This window comes from Olivibacter domesticus (assembly GCF_900109575.1).
Taxonomy (GTDB): Bacteria; Bacteroidota; Bacteroidia; order Sphingobacteriales; family Sphingobacteriaceae; genus Olivibacter; species Olivibacter domesticus.
In genome coordinates this window covers 1-16,317 of the sequence record NZ_FOAF01000012.1, presented here as the reverse complement: position 1 = coordinate 16,317, position 16,317 = coordinate 1, and the positions used below count along the sequence as shown (strand labels likewise).

Annotated in this window: 15 protein-coding genes and 1 tRNA gene; 10 read left to right on the top strand and 6 right to left on the bottom strand. The window is 37.9% G+C overall.

All coding sequences use genetic code 11. The features are described 5' to 3' along the window. Positions 1-261 precede the first annotated feature (261 nt). Together BMY50_RS25120 and BMY50_RS25115 are read left to right on the top strand one after the other, a co-directional pair. Positions 262-1,359, top strand: a complete 1,098-nt coding sequence (locus tag BMY50_RS25120; RefSeq protein WP_093331346.1) for a sensor histidine kinase — start codon at positions 262-264, stop codon at positions 1,357-1,359. 90 nt (positions 1,360-1,449) lie between these two features. Continuing rightward, positions 1,450-2,571 carry a sensor histidine kinase gene (locus BMY50_RS25115; RefSeq protein ID WP_093331341.1) on the top strand — a complete coding sequence of 374 codons (1,122 nt, stop codon included), beginning with the start codon at positions 1,450-1,452 and terminating at the stop codon, positions 2,569-2,571. Positions 2,572-2,779: 208 nt separating this feature from the next. On the opposite strand, the gene BMY50_RS25110 is transcribed toward BMY50_RS25115, so the two are convergent. From BMY50_RS25110 to nhaA, 3 genes are all read right to left on the bottom strand, one after another. Beyond that, entirely contained in the window at positions 2,780-3,727 is a 948-nt protein-coding gene (locus BMY50_RS25110; protein ID WP_093331776.1) for an SPFH domain-containing protein, read from the bottom strand. Positions 3,728-4,022: 295 nt separating this feature from the next. After that, positions 4,023-4,094, bottom strand: a tRNA-Glu gene (locus tag BMY50_RS25105). 120 nt (positions 4,095-4,214) lie between these two features. After that, positions 4,215-5,399 carry a Na+/H+ antiporter NhaA gene (gene nhaA, locus BMY50_RS25100; protein WP_093331336.1) on the bottom strand — a complete coding sequence of 395 codons (1,185 nt, stop codon included), beginning with the start codon at positions 5,397-5,399 and terminating at the stop codon, positions 4,215-4,217. An 80-nt stretch (positions 5,400-5,479) separates the two neighbouring features. Here nhaA and BMY50_RS25095 point away from each other — a divergent pair, with 80 nt between their 5' ends. From BMY50_RS25095 to BMY50_RS25085, 3 genes are all read left to right on the top strand, one after another. Continuing rightward, positions 5,480-6,052 carry a porin family protein gene (locus BMY50_RS25095; RefSeq protein WP_093331332.1) on the top strand — a complete coding sequence of 191 codons (573 nt, stop codon included), beginning with the start codon at positions 5,480-5,482 and terminating at the stop codon, positions 6,050-6,052. 219 nt (positions 6,053-6,271) lie between these two features. Next, positions 6,272-7,477, top strand: a complete 1,206-nt coding sequence (locus BMY50_RS25090) for a pepsin/retropepsin-like aspartic protease family protein (protein ID WP_093331328.1) — start codon at positions 6,272-6,274, stop codon at positions 7,475-7,477. Between the two features lie 101 nt (positions 7,478-7,578). Next, positions 7,579-9,096, top strand: a complete 1,518-nt coding sequence (locus BMY50_RS25085; RefSeq protein WP_093331323.1) for a retropepsin-like aspartic protease — start codon at positions 7,579-7,581, stop codon at positions 9,094-9,096. Between the two features lie 160 nt (positions 9,097-9,256). Here the strand turns inward: BMY50_RS25085 and obgE are convergent, their stop codons facing one another. Beyond that, positions 9,257-10,255 carry a GTPase ObgE gene (gene obgE, locus BMY50_RS25080; protein WP_093331318.1) on the bottom strand — a complete coding sequence of 333 codons (999 nt, stop codon included), beginning with the start codon at positions 10,253-10,255 and terminating at the stop codon, positions 9,257-9,259. A 12-nt stretch (positions 10,256-10,267) separates the two neighbouring features. Next, on the bottom strand, positions 10,268-10,843 hold the full coding sequence (locus BMY50_RS25075) for an adenylate kinase (protein WP_093331772.1): 576 nt from the start codon (positions 10,841-10,843) through the stop codon (positions 10,268-10,270). A 489-nt stretch (positions 10,844-11,332) separates the two neighbouring features. Between BMY50_RS25075 and BMY50_RS25070 the strand changes: the two genes are divergently transcribed. After that, positions 11,333-13,621, top strand: a complete 2,289-nt coding sequence (locus BMY50_RS25070; RefSeq protein ID WP_093331314.1) for a GH92 family glycosyl hydrolase — start codon at positions 11,333-11,335, stop codon at positions 13,619-13,621. Positions 13,622-13,728: 107 nt separating this feature from the next. On the opposite strand, the gene BMY50_RS25065 is transcribed toward BMY50_RS25070, so the two are convergent. Further along, positions 13,729-14,235, bottom strand: a complete 507-nt coding sequence (locus BMY50_RS25065; RefSeq protein ID WP_093331310.1) for a dihydrofolate reductase family protein — start codon at positions 14,233-14,235, stop codon at positions 13,729-13,731. An 84-nt stretch (positions 14,236-14,319) separates the two neighbouring features. On the opposite strand from BMY50_RS25065, the gene BMY50_RS25060 reads away from it, so the two are divergent. The 4 genes from BMY50_RS25060 to BMY50_RS25050 all read left to right on the top strand — a co-directional run bounded on the left by BMY50_RS25060 (position 14,320) and on the right by BMY50_RS25050 (position 16,288). Further along, on the top strand, positions 14,320-14,667 hold the full coding sequence (locus BMY50_RS25060; protein ID WP_093331307.1) for a winged helix-turn-helix transcriptional regulator: 348 nt from the start codon (positions 14,320-14,322) through the stop codon (positions 14,665-14,667). A 118-nt stretch (positions 14,668-14,785) separates the two neighbouring features. Next, positions 14,786-14,932, top strand: coding sequence for a hypothetical protein (locus tag BMY50_RS28250; protein ID WP_162276673.1), 147 nt, complete (start codon positions 14,786-14,788; stop codon positions 14,930-14,932). Between the two features lie 95 nt (positions 14,933-15,027). Then, positions 15,028-15,312: an ISAon1 family transposase N-terminal region protein gene (locus BMY50_RS25055; RefSeq protein WP_238383730.1), complete on the top strand. Its 285-nt coding sequence runs from the start codon at positions 15,028-15,030 to the stop codon at positions 15,310-15,312. Beyond that, on the top strand, positions 15,305-16,288 hold the full coding sequence (locus BMY50_RS25050; protein ID WP_202907815.1) for an ISAon1 family transposase: 984 nt from the start codon (positions 15,305-15,307) through the stop codon (positions 16,286-16,288). Before BMY50_RS25055 ends, BMY50_RS25050 begins: the two co-directional genes overlap by 8 nt. Positions 16,289-16,317: the final 29 nt, after the last annotated feature.

The window sequence follows — 16,317 nt, the reverse complement described above, 5'->3', positions numbered from 1 at the left end:
AAGTAGTTACTAAAGTATGAGGATTTGCCTTAAGTGCTTTCTTGTTTCGGTTGGTATATAATTGCATCTGTCGAAGAGACTCCTTGAACTGGAAGTGAATTTTTTATCTTAAGTTGTTTGAACTTAAAAATAGTTGTTTTTTTGATTTTAACTTTCTGATAATTCATGGCTTTTTGACGTTAATTTAGGGTAAGTCGATGTTTTAGAGAAAATCTTTACACAGACATAATAAGACACTACACAAATTAAAGGATTAGCCGGATGAACAAGATTTTTGACTTTTTAAAGGAGAATAAACTTCACTTTATTGGATGGGCTCTTTTTATGACCTACGAAGTTTCAGTAGTAGCGGTCTTGACGGGTAAGTTTGGTATATTCGGAGATTATGTCACTTTTTATCTTATACATTGTTTAACGTTTTACATTCACGCTTTAATTGTTCTGCCGTATGCTTTGAGCAGGCGGAAAAATAGGATTGTAATTCTGTGCTTTATAATAGTATTAGAATGCATTTCTCATATTCTAATTATCCGTTCAGTTAGCTTATTGGGTCTAATATCGACCCGTACATTTGATCCTAAAACTTTTGCTGAAACAATTTGGAGATTTCTCTATTTTGTCGCCTTGTCCACCACTTATTATTTTCTTCGGCGACTTGATGTTGAGAATAGACGAAATATGGCGCTTGAAAAAACCCGTTTTCTAGATATTATAGAAAAAAAAGATATGGAGCAGGAGCTAATCAAATCGAACTACGCTTATCTCAGGGCACGAATTAATCCTCATTTTTTATTTAACCTACTGAACTTTATATATCAGGAAACAAAAACTACCTCAATAGAAACCTCCAAAGCTATACTTGGTCTCTCAGAAATGATGCAGTATAGTTTGGGGGGATTACAAGAAGAGTTTATTTTGGTGTCTGATGAGATTGAACAAGTCGAAAATTTTATTTACTTATTTCAACTTCAATTTGACAACAAATTACAGATAGATTTTAATTACTCTAAAGAAGTTATGCATCTGGAAATAATTCCGTTAGTTCTTTTGACTTTAGTAGAAAGCCTGTTTAAGAACGGAGATCTAACTAGCTTAAGAAGTAAGGCGGCATTAAATTTACATGTGGAGGATGATGTCTTTCATATTAAAACAATCAATTCGATTCAGGATAATAGACCCGAGGTCGAATACCACCTAGGATTTGAAAACATAAAAAAGAGACTTGCACTGGCCTATGGTAATTCTGAATTCCTAGAATATTTTGTTGATGAGCATAACTACTTTGTTGTCCAAATTAAAATTCCAATTGGTGTTTTAGCAAACCCTATGAAAGCATATATAGAACCAACAAGTAGTTGAATGAAGAATTATGGCAAGTAACGTAATTGCTTTTATCGTTGGAGATTAAAATAGAGCTGCAAATAAATAGAAATATGTTAAAACCAGATAATGAATAGAGTTGCTAGTTCTTTAAAGAAGAAGAAATATCACATTATTGGATGGACCATTTTTTTAATCTATGATATTATACTGCCCGCGTTTATATCAGGACGGTTTGGTATGCTTGGTGACTACATCTTAGTCTATATTAAAATTATTCTGTTTTTCTATTGTCATGCTTTAGTGGTTCTTCCATTTGCTTTGAAGCAGCAGAAGAATAAAGCCTTTATGCTGATACTTTTAATGGTGTTAGAATATTTTGCTTATGTTTTTGCTGTCCACGCTGTAAGACTAATTATTATCCATTTTTCGGGAACAAATTTTGTATCGATTGTTAAACTGGATACCTATTATTATGCCGGATCATTTTGGAGAATTATCTATTTTGCCATTCCGGCTTCTGCCTATTATCTTTTTCGAGAAGCTGATGCTAAGAATAAACAAAACATTGATCTTGAAAGACAGCATTTCCTCAGTGCTATGGAGAAAAAAAATATTGAAAAGGAGTTGATTAAATCTGACTATGCATACATTAGAGCACAAATAAATCCACAATTTCTTTTTAACCTGCTTGATTTCTTACAAAGAAAAACAAAAAAAACTTCTGAGCGGGGATCAAAGGCTATATCAGTTCTTACGGAAATGATACGTTATAGCTTGGACGATCTCGACAAAAAAAAGTTTGTATTGATTTCAGATGAAATTAGACAAGTTGAACATCTGATTTACTTGAACCAACTTAGGTTCGATAGCGAACTACAGGTAAGCCTTCATTACTCAAAGGAAGTTGTCTATTTGGAGATAATCCCGCTAGTGCTCTTGACTTTAGCAGAGAACATGTTTAAGCATGGTGACTTGATCACACCTGGAAATAAAGGATCGATAGAACTGTACGTCGAGAACGATGTTTTTTATATAAAAACGAAGAATGTAATAAGCAGTAACAAAAAAGTCGAAGGATATAATGCTGGTTTAGACAATATAAGCAAGAGACTGGCCTTCGCGTATAATAATTTAGGGAAGCTTGAATATTCTGTTGATACATATAATTATTTTATAGCAATGGTAAAAATCCCACTGTCATCCTTAGCAAATCCAGTTAGATTGGAAATTAAGAACGATGGCAATTGACATATTTAGCTTAACTGCTTGGAGAACGCTAAATAATGGTATGTCAATTAAATAATAGAGGATACCTAAAGCCCCTTTTCATCAAATAATGAATGTCTAAACTTTCTTGCTGAGGCTATTTTAAGCACAAGAGCTGTCAGATATTTGCTAATACAAGGTTAACGAGAGATTTGCGAAGAAATCAAATACATTAAAATATCTGACATTGTTACTCGTCTTGCTCTTTTTTCTTTTCCATTTCATTTCCGATATGGTTGGCGGTAACAAAGGAGGCAATCATATTGTTGAGCATCTCACCAGCTGCTTGCGGTGAATTAGGAAGTAAGATCAAGTTGGATTTGCCTAAGGTCCCCATTGCCTGTAGGGTGTCGTAATGTTGTGTAACAACGATCAAGGCCGAGGCCTCTTGCGAATTGATGCCCACCTTGTTCAGAACATTTACCGACTCTTCCAATCCCTTTGCAATTTCCCTGCGTTGGTTGGCGGTACCCTGACCTTGCAGGCGCTTGCTTTCCGCTTCGGCCTTGGCCTTTTCCACAGTAAGTATCCGCTGCGCATCTCCTTCATATTGTGCAGCGACTTTCGCCCGTTCTGCTGCATTTATCCTATTCATAGCCTGTTTTACCTGTTCATCGGGATCAATATCGGTGACCAACGTTTTTACGATATCGTACCCGTAATCATTCATCGCTCCCTGAAGCTCACCCTTGACAGCAACAGCGATATCGTCCTTTTTTTCAAAAACATAATCTAATTTAAGTTTTGGAACTTCTGCCCGTACGACGTCAAAAACATAGGATGTAATCTGCGTATAAGGATTGTCCAGCTGATAAAAGGCTTCGTAAACCTTGTCCTTAATGACAACATATTGGACCGAAATTTTTAGTTTAACAAAAACATCGTCCTGGGTTTTTGTTTCAACGACAACATCCAATTGCTGGATCTTAAGTGAAAGGCGGGCGGCAATCTTATCAACTATAGGAATCTTGAATTGAAATCCAGCATGACGTATATCCCGAAACTTGCCGAACCGTTCCATGATCACGGCAGTTTGCTGTTTCACTGTGAAAAATAACCCCAGAAAGCGTAACAAAAATATCCCGATAACGACATAGAAGATCCAAGAGAATGTATCTAAAAGCTCAAAAATGTTCATAGCTGTTTTTCGTAAGATAACAAAATTCTCGCCTTCTTCCAAATAAAAGGTTTAAAAGATTGTACAAGAATCATGCACTATCCATCTACAGCTTTTATAGTTGTTTCAAAAATTAAAATAATTTAAGAGTATATTAAAACCATTTATACTGCTTTAAAAGCTAATAAAGTCTCTCTTAATCCCTAATAAATAAGCATAAATGCTTTATTCAGCGATTGAAAATAAAAAAATCGAATGAAAGCAAAAAACCTGCAAATGTTTAATTTGCAGGTTTTGAATCTTTTGTCTCCTTATGTAGCCCGTAGGGGAATCGAACCCCTGTTTCTAGAATGAAAATCTAACGTCCTAACCCCTAGACGAACGGGCCTTTTATTGTTTTTACCGATTTCCTATCCGTTTTTCGGTCTGCAAAGATAGATAACCATTTTGTATTTCAAAAAATAAAATTCATTTATTTTGTTACCGGTTGAGAATCAGCTAAAAAAAATCAGGTTGTTCTCTTTTTTTCTTTTGTAGACATTGATAGTAGGAAACTACCCAACATAGCCGAGAACACGGAGCCGGTTAAAATAGAGAATTTAGCTTCCGAAAGTATGTGGGGAGAATCAGCAAAAGATAGCAAAGCAATAAAAATTGACATCGTAAAGCCAATCCCCCCTAGCATCCCGACACCCAATATATGCTTCCATTTGGCTCCCGCTGGACGATTGCTTATTTTTAGTTTTACAGCGATCCACGAAAGAGCTGTTATACCGATTGGTTTGCCAAGTATTAAACCCAATGCTATGCCAAGCCCTAACGGCGTAAACAATCCTTCTAGCATGCCTTCTTCGTAGGTAATATTGGTGTTGGCTAATGCAAATATAGGCATGATGATGAAGTTTACGGGTTTAACTAAGAGGTGTTCAAGTTTTTCTAAAGGCGACTCCGTAGCATCGGGAGTGGTGGGTAATGCGAATGCTGTTAATACGCCGGCAATAGTGGCATGTATGCCGGAATGGTGGATAAAATACCAAATGAACAATCCCGGAATAATATAAAAGGCTAGGTTCTTTACTCCGAACTTGTTGAAAAGCAGTAGCAATATAAATATTAAACCTGCGTACATTAAATAAGTATATTCTAAAGAGGAAGAGTAAAAAACAGCTATGACGAGTATGGCTATCAGATCATCAACAATAGCCAAGGCAGCAAGAAATATCTTTAAAGAAGAAGGTACTTTATTTCCCAATAGCGTAATAATAGCTAAGGCAAAAGCAATATCAGTTGCCATCGGGATACCCCAGCCGCCTTCGAATTCCGTCCCCTTATTAAAAGAAAAGTAAATCAAAGCCGGCACAATAACGCCTCCAATAGCTGCAAATACCGGCAGGCTGGCCTTTTTTATAGTGGCTAGCTCACCTTCTACAAGTTCGCGTTTTATCTCTAAACCTACAAGCAAAAAGAATATAGCCATTAATCCGTCATTAATCCATAGTATGATGGGGTATTCAAGATGGACCGCAGTTGAATGATAGCCTATTTTTGTTTCCAGTAATTGATTGAAAGCAGTGTTCCAGCCGGAATTAGCAATAGAGAGAGAGATAAGTACACATAGTATTAGTATGATTCCACCTGCTGTACCAGACCTTAGAAACTCTTGGAACGATTTAATGTTGATGAGTTTTGCCATACTTGCGAAAATAAAAAAAAAATGGATAGGGGGAAGACATTCTGAGTTGTCTTAGCTAAGAATTAAAATTAAAATATTTTATGAAAATGTTCAAAATGTTCGCAGCAGCTCTTCTAATGATGATTGCTGTAAATGGAGTGACGAAAGCACAAACTGATGGTTTGACGTTTGGTATCAAGGCAGGAGCCAATTATGCTAATTTGCCTTCTGGATTAAAAGAGCTGAAAGAGGAAACAGGTAAGGTAGGTTTTTCGGCCGGCGCCTTCGCGAGGATTGGTCATCAAATATTTTTGCAGCCTGAAATTAACTTTGTGCATTTTTCAGGAGAGTTTGAGCACCAAGGTAAAAAATTCGATCCTAAATTTAATCAGCTTAACGTACCGCTTATGGTAGGGTATAAAGTAATCGATACAGAAAATCTAAATTTTAGGCTTTCGATCGGGCCCGACTTAAATTATAACTTAAGCGAACCGAATCAACTGAAAGATCTTGATTTTAAAAAGTTCAACCTTGGAGGTGTATTGAATGCAGGAGTCGATTTAGGGAGCATCACAATTGATGCGCGCTATAGTAGAGGCTTCACGGATTTAAACAAAGGGCTCGAGCAAAAAACAGGAATCTATACTTTATCAGTTGGTTTTAAAATTTTATAACTGTTTATGAGACATTTATCTTTTTACGTTTTTTTAAAAAGATACGCGTCTTTTGGTAATATTTGTTTTTTCAATTTTTATTGCTAATTTTGTGCTTTCATAATTTAGGTTTATAATTGGTTAAACAGGCCTCTAATCTCCCCGATTATTGGCCTGTTTTTTTTGGATAATGGTTGATTATTTTTAACTTTATCTTAACCGATTATAATACTTGTTAAAATGCGCATCTTCCTTGCTTTTGTATGCTTAACTTATTTGATAGTTTCGCACAATTCTACATTTGCGCAAGAGGAAATTGTGCCATCTCCATCAGAGGTGCTCTGTAAATTACCGTTTAAGACCTTAACAGGAGGAGTAGTAGTTGTACAGGCTACTTTGAACAATGAGATCGATTCTCTTAATTTTATTCTGGATACAGGAAGTGGTGGCATTTCGCTCGATTCATCAACAGTTGTATACTTAGGGTTAGACCCAACGCCAACTTCTGTAAGAATAAGGGGGGTAGCGGGCATTAAGCAGGTTAGCTTTCTTTATAATCAGCACCTTAATTTTCCAGCGTTTACGGTAGACAGCTTAAATTTTCATATTAATGATTATTCTTTCTTATCCAGTGTATATGGCATTAGGGTAGATGGCATTATCGGTTACTCTCTCTTTAGCAGATATATCATAAAGATCAATTATGATGAAAGTGTCATAGAAATCTGCTCTAAGGGTACAATACGATATCCAAAAGGAGGCTTTCTGTTGAAACCTAATATTAAAAGTTTAGTTGTGCACGGAGCTTCACTAAAAGATAAAAGGCCGATTAATGCCCGGTTTTTACATGACATTGGCGCAGGGGTTTGTGTGATGCTTTCGAAGGAATTTGTTGAGGATAGTAGTTTATTGGCGTGGAATAGAAAACTTTGGCCAAAAGAGGGGCATGGTTTGGGCGGAAAAATTCAAATGGACCTTACCGTAATAAAAGAACTAAAATTCGGTCCTTATAAATTTAAACACGTTCCCACCTTAATATTTGATGATGTTTTTGATGTCACATCATACCCCTATTTAGGGGGGCTTATTGGTAATGATATTTTTAGACGTTTTAACATTATTTATAACTATGCCAAGGGAGATATCCACCTCACACCTAACAACAGTTTTAGGGATCGTTTTGACTACGCTTATTCAGGACTAGATCTGCAACTTATCCAAGGTAATATTGAGGTTGGAGGAGTTGCGGAAGGTTCGCCCGCTGCGCTAGCAGGGTTAAAGGAGGATGATTTGTTGCTAGCTGTGAACGGCGACTTTAGTCTGGATTTTGCAAAATATAAAAAAGCACTGCAGCGGCCTAAGAAGGAAGTTTCTCTCTTAATTAGGCGAGGAGAAGAGCTAATAATTTTTAAATTCAAAATCAAAAGTATTAAGCAGGTGTTTTAACGAATTCACCATTTCCTGCATTACTAAGGCAACGTTTACCTATATTTGCGATCAGTTAGTCCCATATTGGGCGTTTAGATCTTTACCATTAGATGCTGTAAATGATTATTACATGTAGGATATTGGTAGCTGCATTACTCGTTTTTTTAGGCAATGTTCCACAACTAATTGCGCAAGAAAAGATATCGGCTAGGAAAGCTTTAACCGCTCTTAACCAAATATTTAAATACAAAAATCCTGCAGCACTCAAGCCACTTCTTTCTACAGATTTTAGTATAGCTGCATACCATATGAATGCGACAGATGGAATGCTCAAACAAATACTAAAAAACTATCCTGCCGACTCAATAGCTTTAATCTCTATACAGCAAAAGCGTGATTTAACCTTCGTAAAAATTGGCTTTTATAATCGTAACAAATTGTTAGATACGAACGATATGGTATTGGATAAGGGTGGTAGCATACTTTATCTTGAACAGTTTGATAGGTTATTTGGCATGGATAGAAGTGTCATTGCTAAGCATAGAATTACAATTCCCTTTGAGAATGATAATGGTGCAATCATATTAAAAGTTACCTTGAATAGCCATAAGCGTATGGTGCGGTTATTGTTTGACACTGGTGCCGACGGCATGGTTTTATCTAAAGATTTAGCCGATTCGTTAGGTATAGTCGCTAATAAAACGAAACAAGTCACCGTATTAGGGGGGCATAGGCAGGCTTATGTATCTACAGAAAATACGGTATATCTAGGCAAGTTGGCTTTAACTGGCCAACGCATTGCACTTGTTAATGATTATCATAAACGCACAGACGGTATTATTGGCAATACATTAACCAAACGCTTTATCGTAAAAGTGAATTATGATAAAAATGAACTGTCATTGTATGATTTTGGATATTATGAACCCGAAGAAAATGCTATTGCTATACCTGTTAAGGTCCCAGGCAATATATTATTACCGGTAGAATTGAATATCGCTCGACGTAAAAATGTACGGGGAAGCTTTTTCTTTGATACAGGAGCTCGTTATAATCTATTAGTATTCCCATCCTTTGTAGTAGCGAATAATCTGCTAACAAATGGCTTCAGGCCACTTTATACCAGTCTTGTTACAAGCATGGGCGTAACTTCAACTGCTTTTGGAGGAATCGCTAGCGGCCTCACTTTAGGCTCAAATTTGCCGTTGGAAAATATTCCAATAAATTTAATGGATACAAAAAACCTTGATAGAAATTGGAAAACCATTGCCGATGGCTCGATAGGTGCCCGTCTCATCGGTCGTTATAATTTTGTAATAGATCTCTTAAAGAAAGTAATCTATTTATCACCTAATCATACTTTTAATTACCCACAAGATTTTATCCTTGGAGGGCTAATGATGGGATTCGATCATGCTGGGCACTTGAGAGTTAAGTTTTCGATTTCGCCTAGCATGAGGGGGAAAATTAAGGAGGAAGCCATTGTTGAAAGAATTAATGGTATTGCGTCTGAAGATCTGTTAAAAGATATTAAGAAATTAAATAAGCTGCTGCACTTATCAAAGAGAAAAAGATTGGTGTTAGAAGCTAAGGATGAAAGAAATAATTTGTTTAGTATACGATTGATGCGACAATAGAAAAATCTTCTCTGGTGGGAAATTAACTTGGTACCCACGAACAATTGATGGTTCAAGACAAAAATACGCTATAGAATTTAATAAAGATGGCACGTCCAAATCTTACAGACGAGAATAGTGTTGCGTTGTATTTTTCAGTGTTTATTTAAAATAATAAAAACTAACTGTTTATAGCTTGCCAAACAAGGTCTTTTAGCTGAGAAATTCCTTTTTGAGCAACAGACGATATAAAAATATGTTTGATGTCTTTAGGTAACTCCTTTTCCATTTCGTTTTGGAGCTCTTCATCCAATAAATCAGATTTTGTTATCGCTAATAAGCGCGGTTTGTCTAGCAGCTCCGGATTATAAGCAGTGAGTTCATGGAGTAATATCTGATATTCTTCTGCAATAGTTCGATTCGTGTCTGAAGGAACCATAAAAAGCAGCACGGAGTTTCGCTCAATATGCCGTAAAAAACGATACCCCAAACCTTTCCCCTCAGAAGCCCCTTCTATTATGCCTGGTATATCTGCCATAACGAATGACTTATTATCACGGTAAGATACAATGCCTAAATTTGGTACGATAGTAGTAAAGGGGTAATCAGCAATTTCAGGTTTAGCTGCGGAAACAACCGACAAGAGCGTTGATTTTCCGGCATTTGGGAAGCCCACGAGACCCACATCAGCCAAAATTTTAAGCTCTAAAATCATCCATTCTTCTTTACCTGGCTCACCGGGTTGCGCAAAACGGGGTGTTTGTTGGGTAGGACTTTTAAAGTGCCAATTTCCTAGTCCGCCACGGCCGCCGGCAGTAAGGATCTTTATTTCGCCATCTTCGGTAATATCAAAGAGGATCTCGCCTGTCTCCGCATTTCTGGCAATCGTTCCCAACGGAACCTCTAAGATCTCATCCTCTCCATTTTTACCATGCTGAAGCGCTGCCAAACCTGGGCCTCCTTGTTCGGCAATAATATGTTTACGGTATTTGAGATGTAAAAGCGTCCATAGTTGGCTGTTGCCTTTAAGTATAATATGGCCACCTCTTCCGCCATCTCCACCATCAGGACCGCCTTTAGCAGTATGCTTATCGCGGTGTAGGTGTGCGGAACCCGCCCCTCCATGACCCGAACGGCAACAGATTTTAACGTAATCAACAAAATTTGAACCCTGAGCCATGGATTGGTAGTACTATTTATAATTATCAATTACTTGACATATGTTGCTGAATATTTCTTCAATCGAACCTACGCCATTAATATTTTTGAGCTTCCCTTGTTCTTCATAATAGTTAGCTACTGGAGCTGTCTTGCTGTTATATTCAACGATGCGCTTTTTTATAATTTCCGGATTTGCATCATCGGGGCGGCCAGATTCTTTTCCTCTTAATAGCAAACGCTTTTCTAGCTCTGCTTCCTCTACCTGTAGTGCAATCATACCCGAAATCTGAGCCTTTTTAGAAGCCAATAAGGAATCAAGCGCTTCTGCCTGTGCAACGGTACGCGGAAAACCATCGAAAATAAATCCCTTGGCGTCACTGTTGTTATCTAGTTTGTTACTGATCATGCCAATTACAACTTCATCAGGGACTAACTTACCCTCGTCCATTAATTTCTTGGCTTCGATGCCAAGTGAGGTTCCTTGGGTGATTTCTCCACGCAAAATATCTCCCGTAGATAGGTGAATCAGTTGATACTTTTCAATGAGCTTCTGAGATTGTGTGCCTTTTCCGGCTCCTGGAGGACCAAATAAAACTAAATTTAGCATGCTTGTAATTTTAAATATCCTAATCGTTAATGGATTAGGTTTTGACATAAATGAATGTATTCTGCGGAGCCTCAATTCAAGCTTATCCGCACCTGGATCATCGCTTCTTCGTAAGTCATACCTTGCGATGCTTGTAAAAATAACGGTCGCAAAGGTAGTAGTTATTTTCCTTTTTTAAGAATTTTGCCGAATTATAAAGTGAATACCATGTTGCTTCTCTCAAACAACATCTAAAAAATTCTACTGCGAAAACGATTAAGTAAAAAAATAATAAACATTACTTTGACAGATAGCAAGTATCAATACATTTGTAATAATTACTAATTCTTAATGCATAATAATTGTTTCAAGTATATCCATTAATCTATAAATATTTTAATAAGCCATAATGTTGTTTAATTGAAAACATAAGGCCAATAACAAAAAGATAACCTATAATATCACCTAGCCATATCCCGAAAAGGAATCGATTATTTACAGACTATTCTCATGAAGATCCGACATTTTTTTTATATTTTCTTAACAGCTGTTATAAGTAGCTCACCCTGTTTTGCCCAAGAAGATGCATCGCTGGTAAATTATGTACAACCAATGGCAGGAACGGCTGCAAGTACCACTTCAGCGTCTCAGAAGCATATTGAAGCTAGTTCCGAGCAATATGCTAATACAATTCCATCTGTGGCTCCGCCCTTTGCTATGACACAGTGGACTGCTCAAACAAGAAAAACCGAAGGGAAATGTATAGCACCTTATTATTATACCGATTCACTTATTAATGGTTTTCGCGGTACACATTGGTTAAGTGGTTCTTGTACACAAGATTATGGGAGTTTCAGTGTTATGCCCATTAGCGGGCCGTTAGCATTGGCTTTAAAAGACCCGCAAAGTACTTTTACCCATGATAATGAGATGAGTAGTCCCGCTCACTACAAGGTTAAATTAGACCGCTACAACTTGAAGGTTGAGATGACAGGAAGCGCAAGAGTGGGAATGATACAAATAACTGCGCTGACTTCTGATAGTGTCTATTTGTTGATAAATGCTAATAGTGATGAAGAAGCAGGTGAATTAACGTTAAATGATGAGGCTGCAGTAATCGGAACCAATCCTGTACATCGTATTTATCAAGGATCGGGAGAATACGCCGGGTTTGATGGACACCTTTACATGGTTACTGATAGAAAAACAACTATCAATGGCGTTTTTAAAGAAGGTAAGATTATCCAATCGAAAAAGGTGATAGGAGACGGAAATGTAGGCGTTTATCTCGGTTTTTATCTTAAAAAAGGTGAACGTCTCCATATAAAGATGGGTACGTCTTTTACAAGCGCACAAAACGCGTATAAAAACTTGGTGAACGAGGTTCCTGACTGGGATTTCTCAGGTATTCAGCAAAAGACAAAGCAAGCATGGGAGCTTGCTTTGGGCAAAGTAATGATTGAACAGGCTACTAATCAGCAAAAGCGTGTTTTTTATACTAGCTTATACCACGCTATGCAACACCCTAGATTGTTTAGTGATGTGGATGGTCAGTATCCTGCATTTGCTTCGCAGAATAAGCTCAGAACCAGTAAAGGGGATTATTACGATGATTTTTCGATGTGGGACATTTATCGTGCACAAATACCATTACTCGAAATTTTAAAACCTACGTTAGTGAATGACTTGGTTTCTTCTCTTGTAGATAAAGGCCGGCAAGGCGACTGGTTGCCCATATTTCCATGCTGGAATAGTTATACGGCAGCGATGATTGGTGATCATGCCACTTCGGTTATCGCTTCTGCTTATTTAAAAGGAATAAGAGATTTCGATGCGCAAGAAGCTTATCGTCTAATGTACAAAAATGCATTTGTGGTAGCCGATTCTTTAGATTATTATCAAGGAAAGGGTAGACGGGGATTACAATCTTATTTAAAATATGGTTATATCCCTATGGAAGATAGCGTGCCTATCGCTTTCCATAAAAAGGAGCAGGTAAGCCGAACATTGGAATATGCATACGATGATTATGCATTGGCTATGTTTGCCAAGGCTTTGGGGAAATCTGAGGATCATGATAAATTATTAAAGCGCGCCAAGAACTATCAACTGGTTTTTGATAAACAGGTTGGAATGGTCAGGGGGCGCTATGTGGATGGCTCTTGGTATAAACCCTTTCATGGAGAGGCGCGAGAGCCCTACATTACAGAAGGAACCCCTCATCAATATACCTTTTATGTGCCCCAAGATATACCTGGCTTAGCTAAACTGATGGGAGGGCAGCAGGTTTTAGAAAAGAGCCTTGATCAGTTGTTTGCTAATGGGGGCTATTGGCACGGGAATGAGCCTGGTCATCAAATTCCATTCCTCTATAATTATACGAATGCGCCATGGAAAACACAGGAGCGAGTGCGTCAAATTCTAAATGAGGAATATAGCGATGGGCCGGGCGGTTTAAGTGGCAATGATGACGCTGGCCAGATGTCTGCATGGTACGTTTTTGCGGCTTTGGGGTTTTATCCAGTGAATCCTATCGCTGGAGAATACCCGTTAACTACCCCTCTTTATCAGCGTTATGAAATTCATCTTCCGGATAACAAAGTTTGGAAAGTAAGATGCGATCAGTCGCCTGATGATTACCCTTACATTCAGTCAATACAGCTTAATGGTGCTTCCTTAACAAGAAATTACATCACCTATGAAGAGTTGATGAATGGGGGAGAATTAGCGTTTAAACTCGGTAAAGCGCCCAATAAGCAGTGGGGAATTAACAAAAATCAGCAATCGAAAGGTTTCTGATGACCAAAAATTATTTTTAGTACTACATGTTGAAAATATTCATTTCTGGCAATTAAGACTTGGATTCTACGAAAAAACAAGCGTTATTACATTCTTCTATTTTCTGGTCACGACCTGGTTAAATGTTGGCGTATAAATCCATCTTTATACGCATATTCTTTAAACTGAAAATTAGCATTCAATTCATTGCTATTTACTAATATTCCCCCAGTTCCGGTGATTATAGGGTTAATATTTAAATAAACATCCGTTACCAAATCTTTGTCAATAAAAGCATTGAACGTGCCAGTTCCACCGCCAATTGCGATTTCGTGTAAGCCCTTTGCTTTCATATAGTCAATTGCTTCTTCAGGGCTATTGACGATTTTGTAATCTTCTGTCGTGGCTACCACATTAGATAATACCACGATTTCTATCCCCTCAAAAAGAGCTTTTGTTTCCTTGGGGAAATTCTGAAAATTCTCAAAGGTTTTAAATCCTATAACAAGGTTTCCTGCCTGCTTTGCAAATTCTAAATAAAAATTCATTGCTTCTGGTGGTAATTGATAGTGAGGATGATCAGAAAGCAATACTCTTCCATTGACCGAAATGTTCGCTATTAATGTAACTTTCATTTTTGATATTTTATTTGGGTGTAAAAGTAAGGGGTGTTTACTTTATATTTGTTATTCATTACCTTTAGGAAAGTGACTATATTTATGAGAGACAAAAAAAGTGATGTTAAAAAAGAAGAAATATTGGCTCTAAAAGACGCCATTCAGTTATTAGGGGGTAAATGGAAATTTTGTATTCTACATAATTTACATGCCTATGAAACAATGAGATTTAAAGACTTACAAGAAAGGGCTACGGGTATAACACCGAAAGTTTTGTCAAAAGAGTTGCAGGAATTGGAAGAAAACTTACTGATTATACGGACCGTTAATAACACAAAACCCGTTACAGTTTCTTATACACTTACAAAACACGCCTCTGAAACAAGACTTGTCCTTGACGCTTTAATTCAATTTGGACTGAAGCATAGAGATAAGATTAAGACACAATGATATTCCATATTCTTTAACACTGTTACTCTTTCTAAAAAGTATTTAAGCCATTGAAATTTTAAGTTGCTATAGATGTTGGGATTTAATACTTGGACAAATTGATGAGTTGAATGCCCGAATGAGCAAGGCTAGGGAGTTGTTAGTAACCGATAACATGGAAGCAAATGACTATCAGGAGATAAAAAGAGAACTGGAACGAAAGATTGCAAATATAGAAATTAAGGATCAAGTGGAATTCTTGGGGGGAAATTTAAATAATTCTTAGTTTAGCGTTATTAAAGAATATATACCTTGCAAGACGCCGAACGTAAACTTTTGACTTTATTAATGCCCGAGGGGCTATTAGATTATTTCGATATCATGGAAGTAGTCCAGAAGGACAAAGGGCTCCAGATCCACCTTGATGAAAAGAATATCGCCCCATCTGGATATGAAAGTGTCCAATTGGAATCAAAAGGCTTTATGCCACCTTCGGAGATCAAAGACTTTCCTATTCGCGGTCAGAAAGTTACCCTTCATATTAGACGAAGACGCTGGCTGGTTCTGGAAAGCGGGAAAATCATTACCAGAGACTGGAACCTGGTTCGCCAGGGCGCTCGAATGACTACGGAATTCGGGCTTTTTTTAAAGGGGATATTTGGATAACTATCCCATCAGTGCCCATCTTTTAGGGCTTTTCTTCCAGTTGGATGGCAAACAGCTTCAGGAACAATATAAGAACCATCTTAGCGACTTTCATGACTGGGACCAGAAACCCCATGCTGAACACTGGACCGTGTTCCCGGGGAATATATCAGAAAAGCTGAGTATCGATGAGACCAGTTTCAGCAATGGCGAACTCTATACCATTGTAAGCAGCAAAGCCGCCAAAGGAAGAAAAGGAACCGTGCTGGCGACCATTAGGGGAACAAAGGCGGAAGATATCATCCATGCCCTGGAACGTATCCCTTTGAGAATGAGGAACAGGGTCAGGGAGGTTACTATGGATATGGCTCCCAATATGGCAAAGGCAATCCGTCGATGTTTCAGGAACGCCAGACGGGTGATAGACAGGTTTCATGTACAGAAACTTGCTTATGATGCCGTTCAGGAATTGCGCATCAGATACCGTTGGGAAGTGTTGGATGATGAAAGCAGGAAGATCGCAAAGGCACGTAAGGAGGGTGTTCCCTACGATCCTGAGCTGCTACCCAACGGGGATACGCTCAAACAGCTCCTGGCCAGGTCGAGACATCTGCTGTTCAGGCATCCTACAAGATGGACAGAAAGCCAGAAACATCGTGCAGAGCTGCTTTTCTTACGCTTTCCCCTACTTAAAAAGGCATATGATCTGGGGATAGCATTGGGAGATATCTTCAATAAATGCAAGAGTAAAGAGGGCGCTTTTACCAAACTCGGCCTATGGCACAATCAGGTGGAAAATTCCGGAATAGCATCTTTCCAAAGCGTGGCCAGATCTATTGCGGCACATCATCCCAATATCCTGCATTACTTTGATAACAAGAGTACCAATGCCTCTGCCGAATCTTTCAATGCTAAATTGAAAGCTTTCAGAAGCGTATTCCGAGGTGTCAGAGATACTAAATTCTTCCTATATCGGGTAATGAAATTGTATGCTTAAAGTATCCCCCCAAGAATTCGGTATGATCC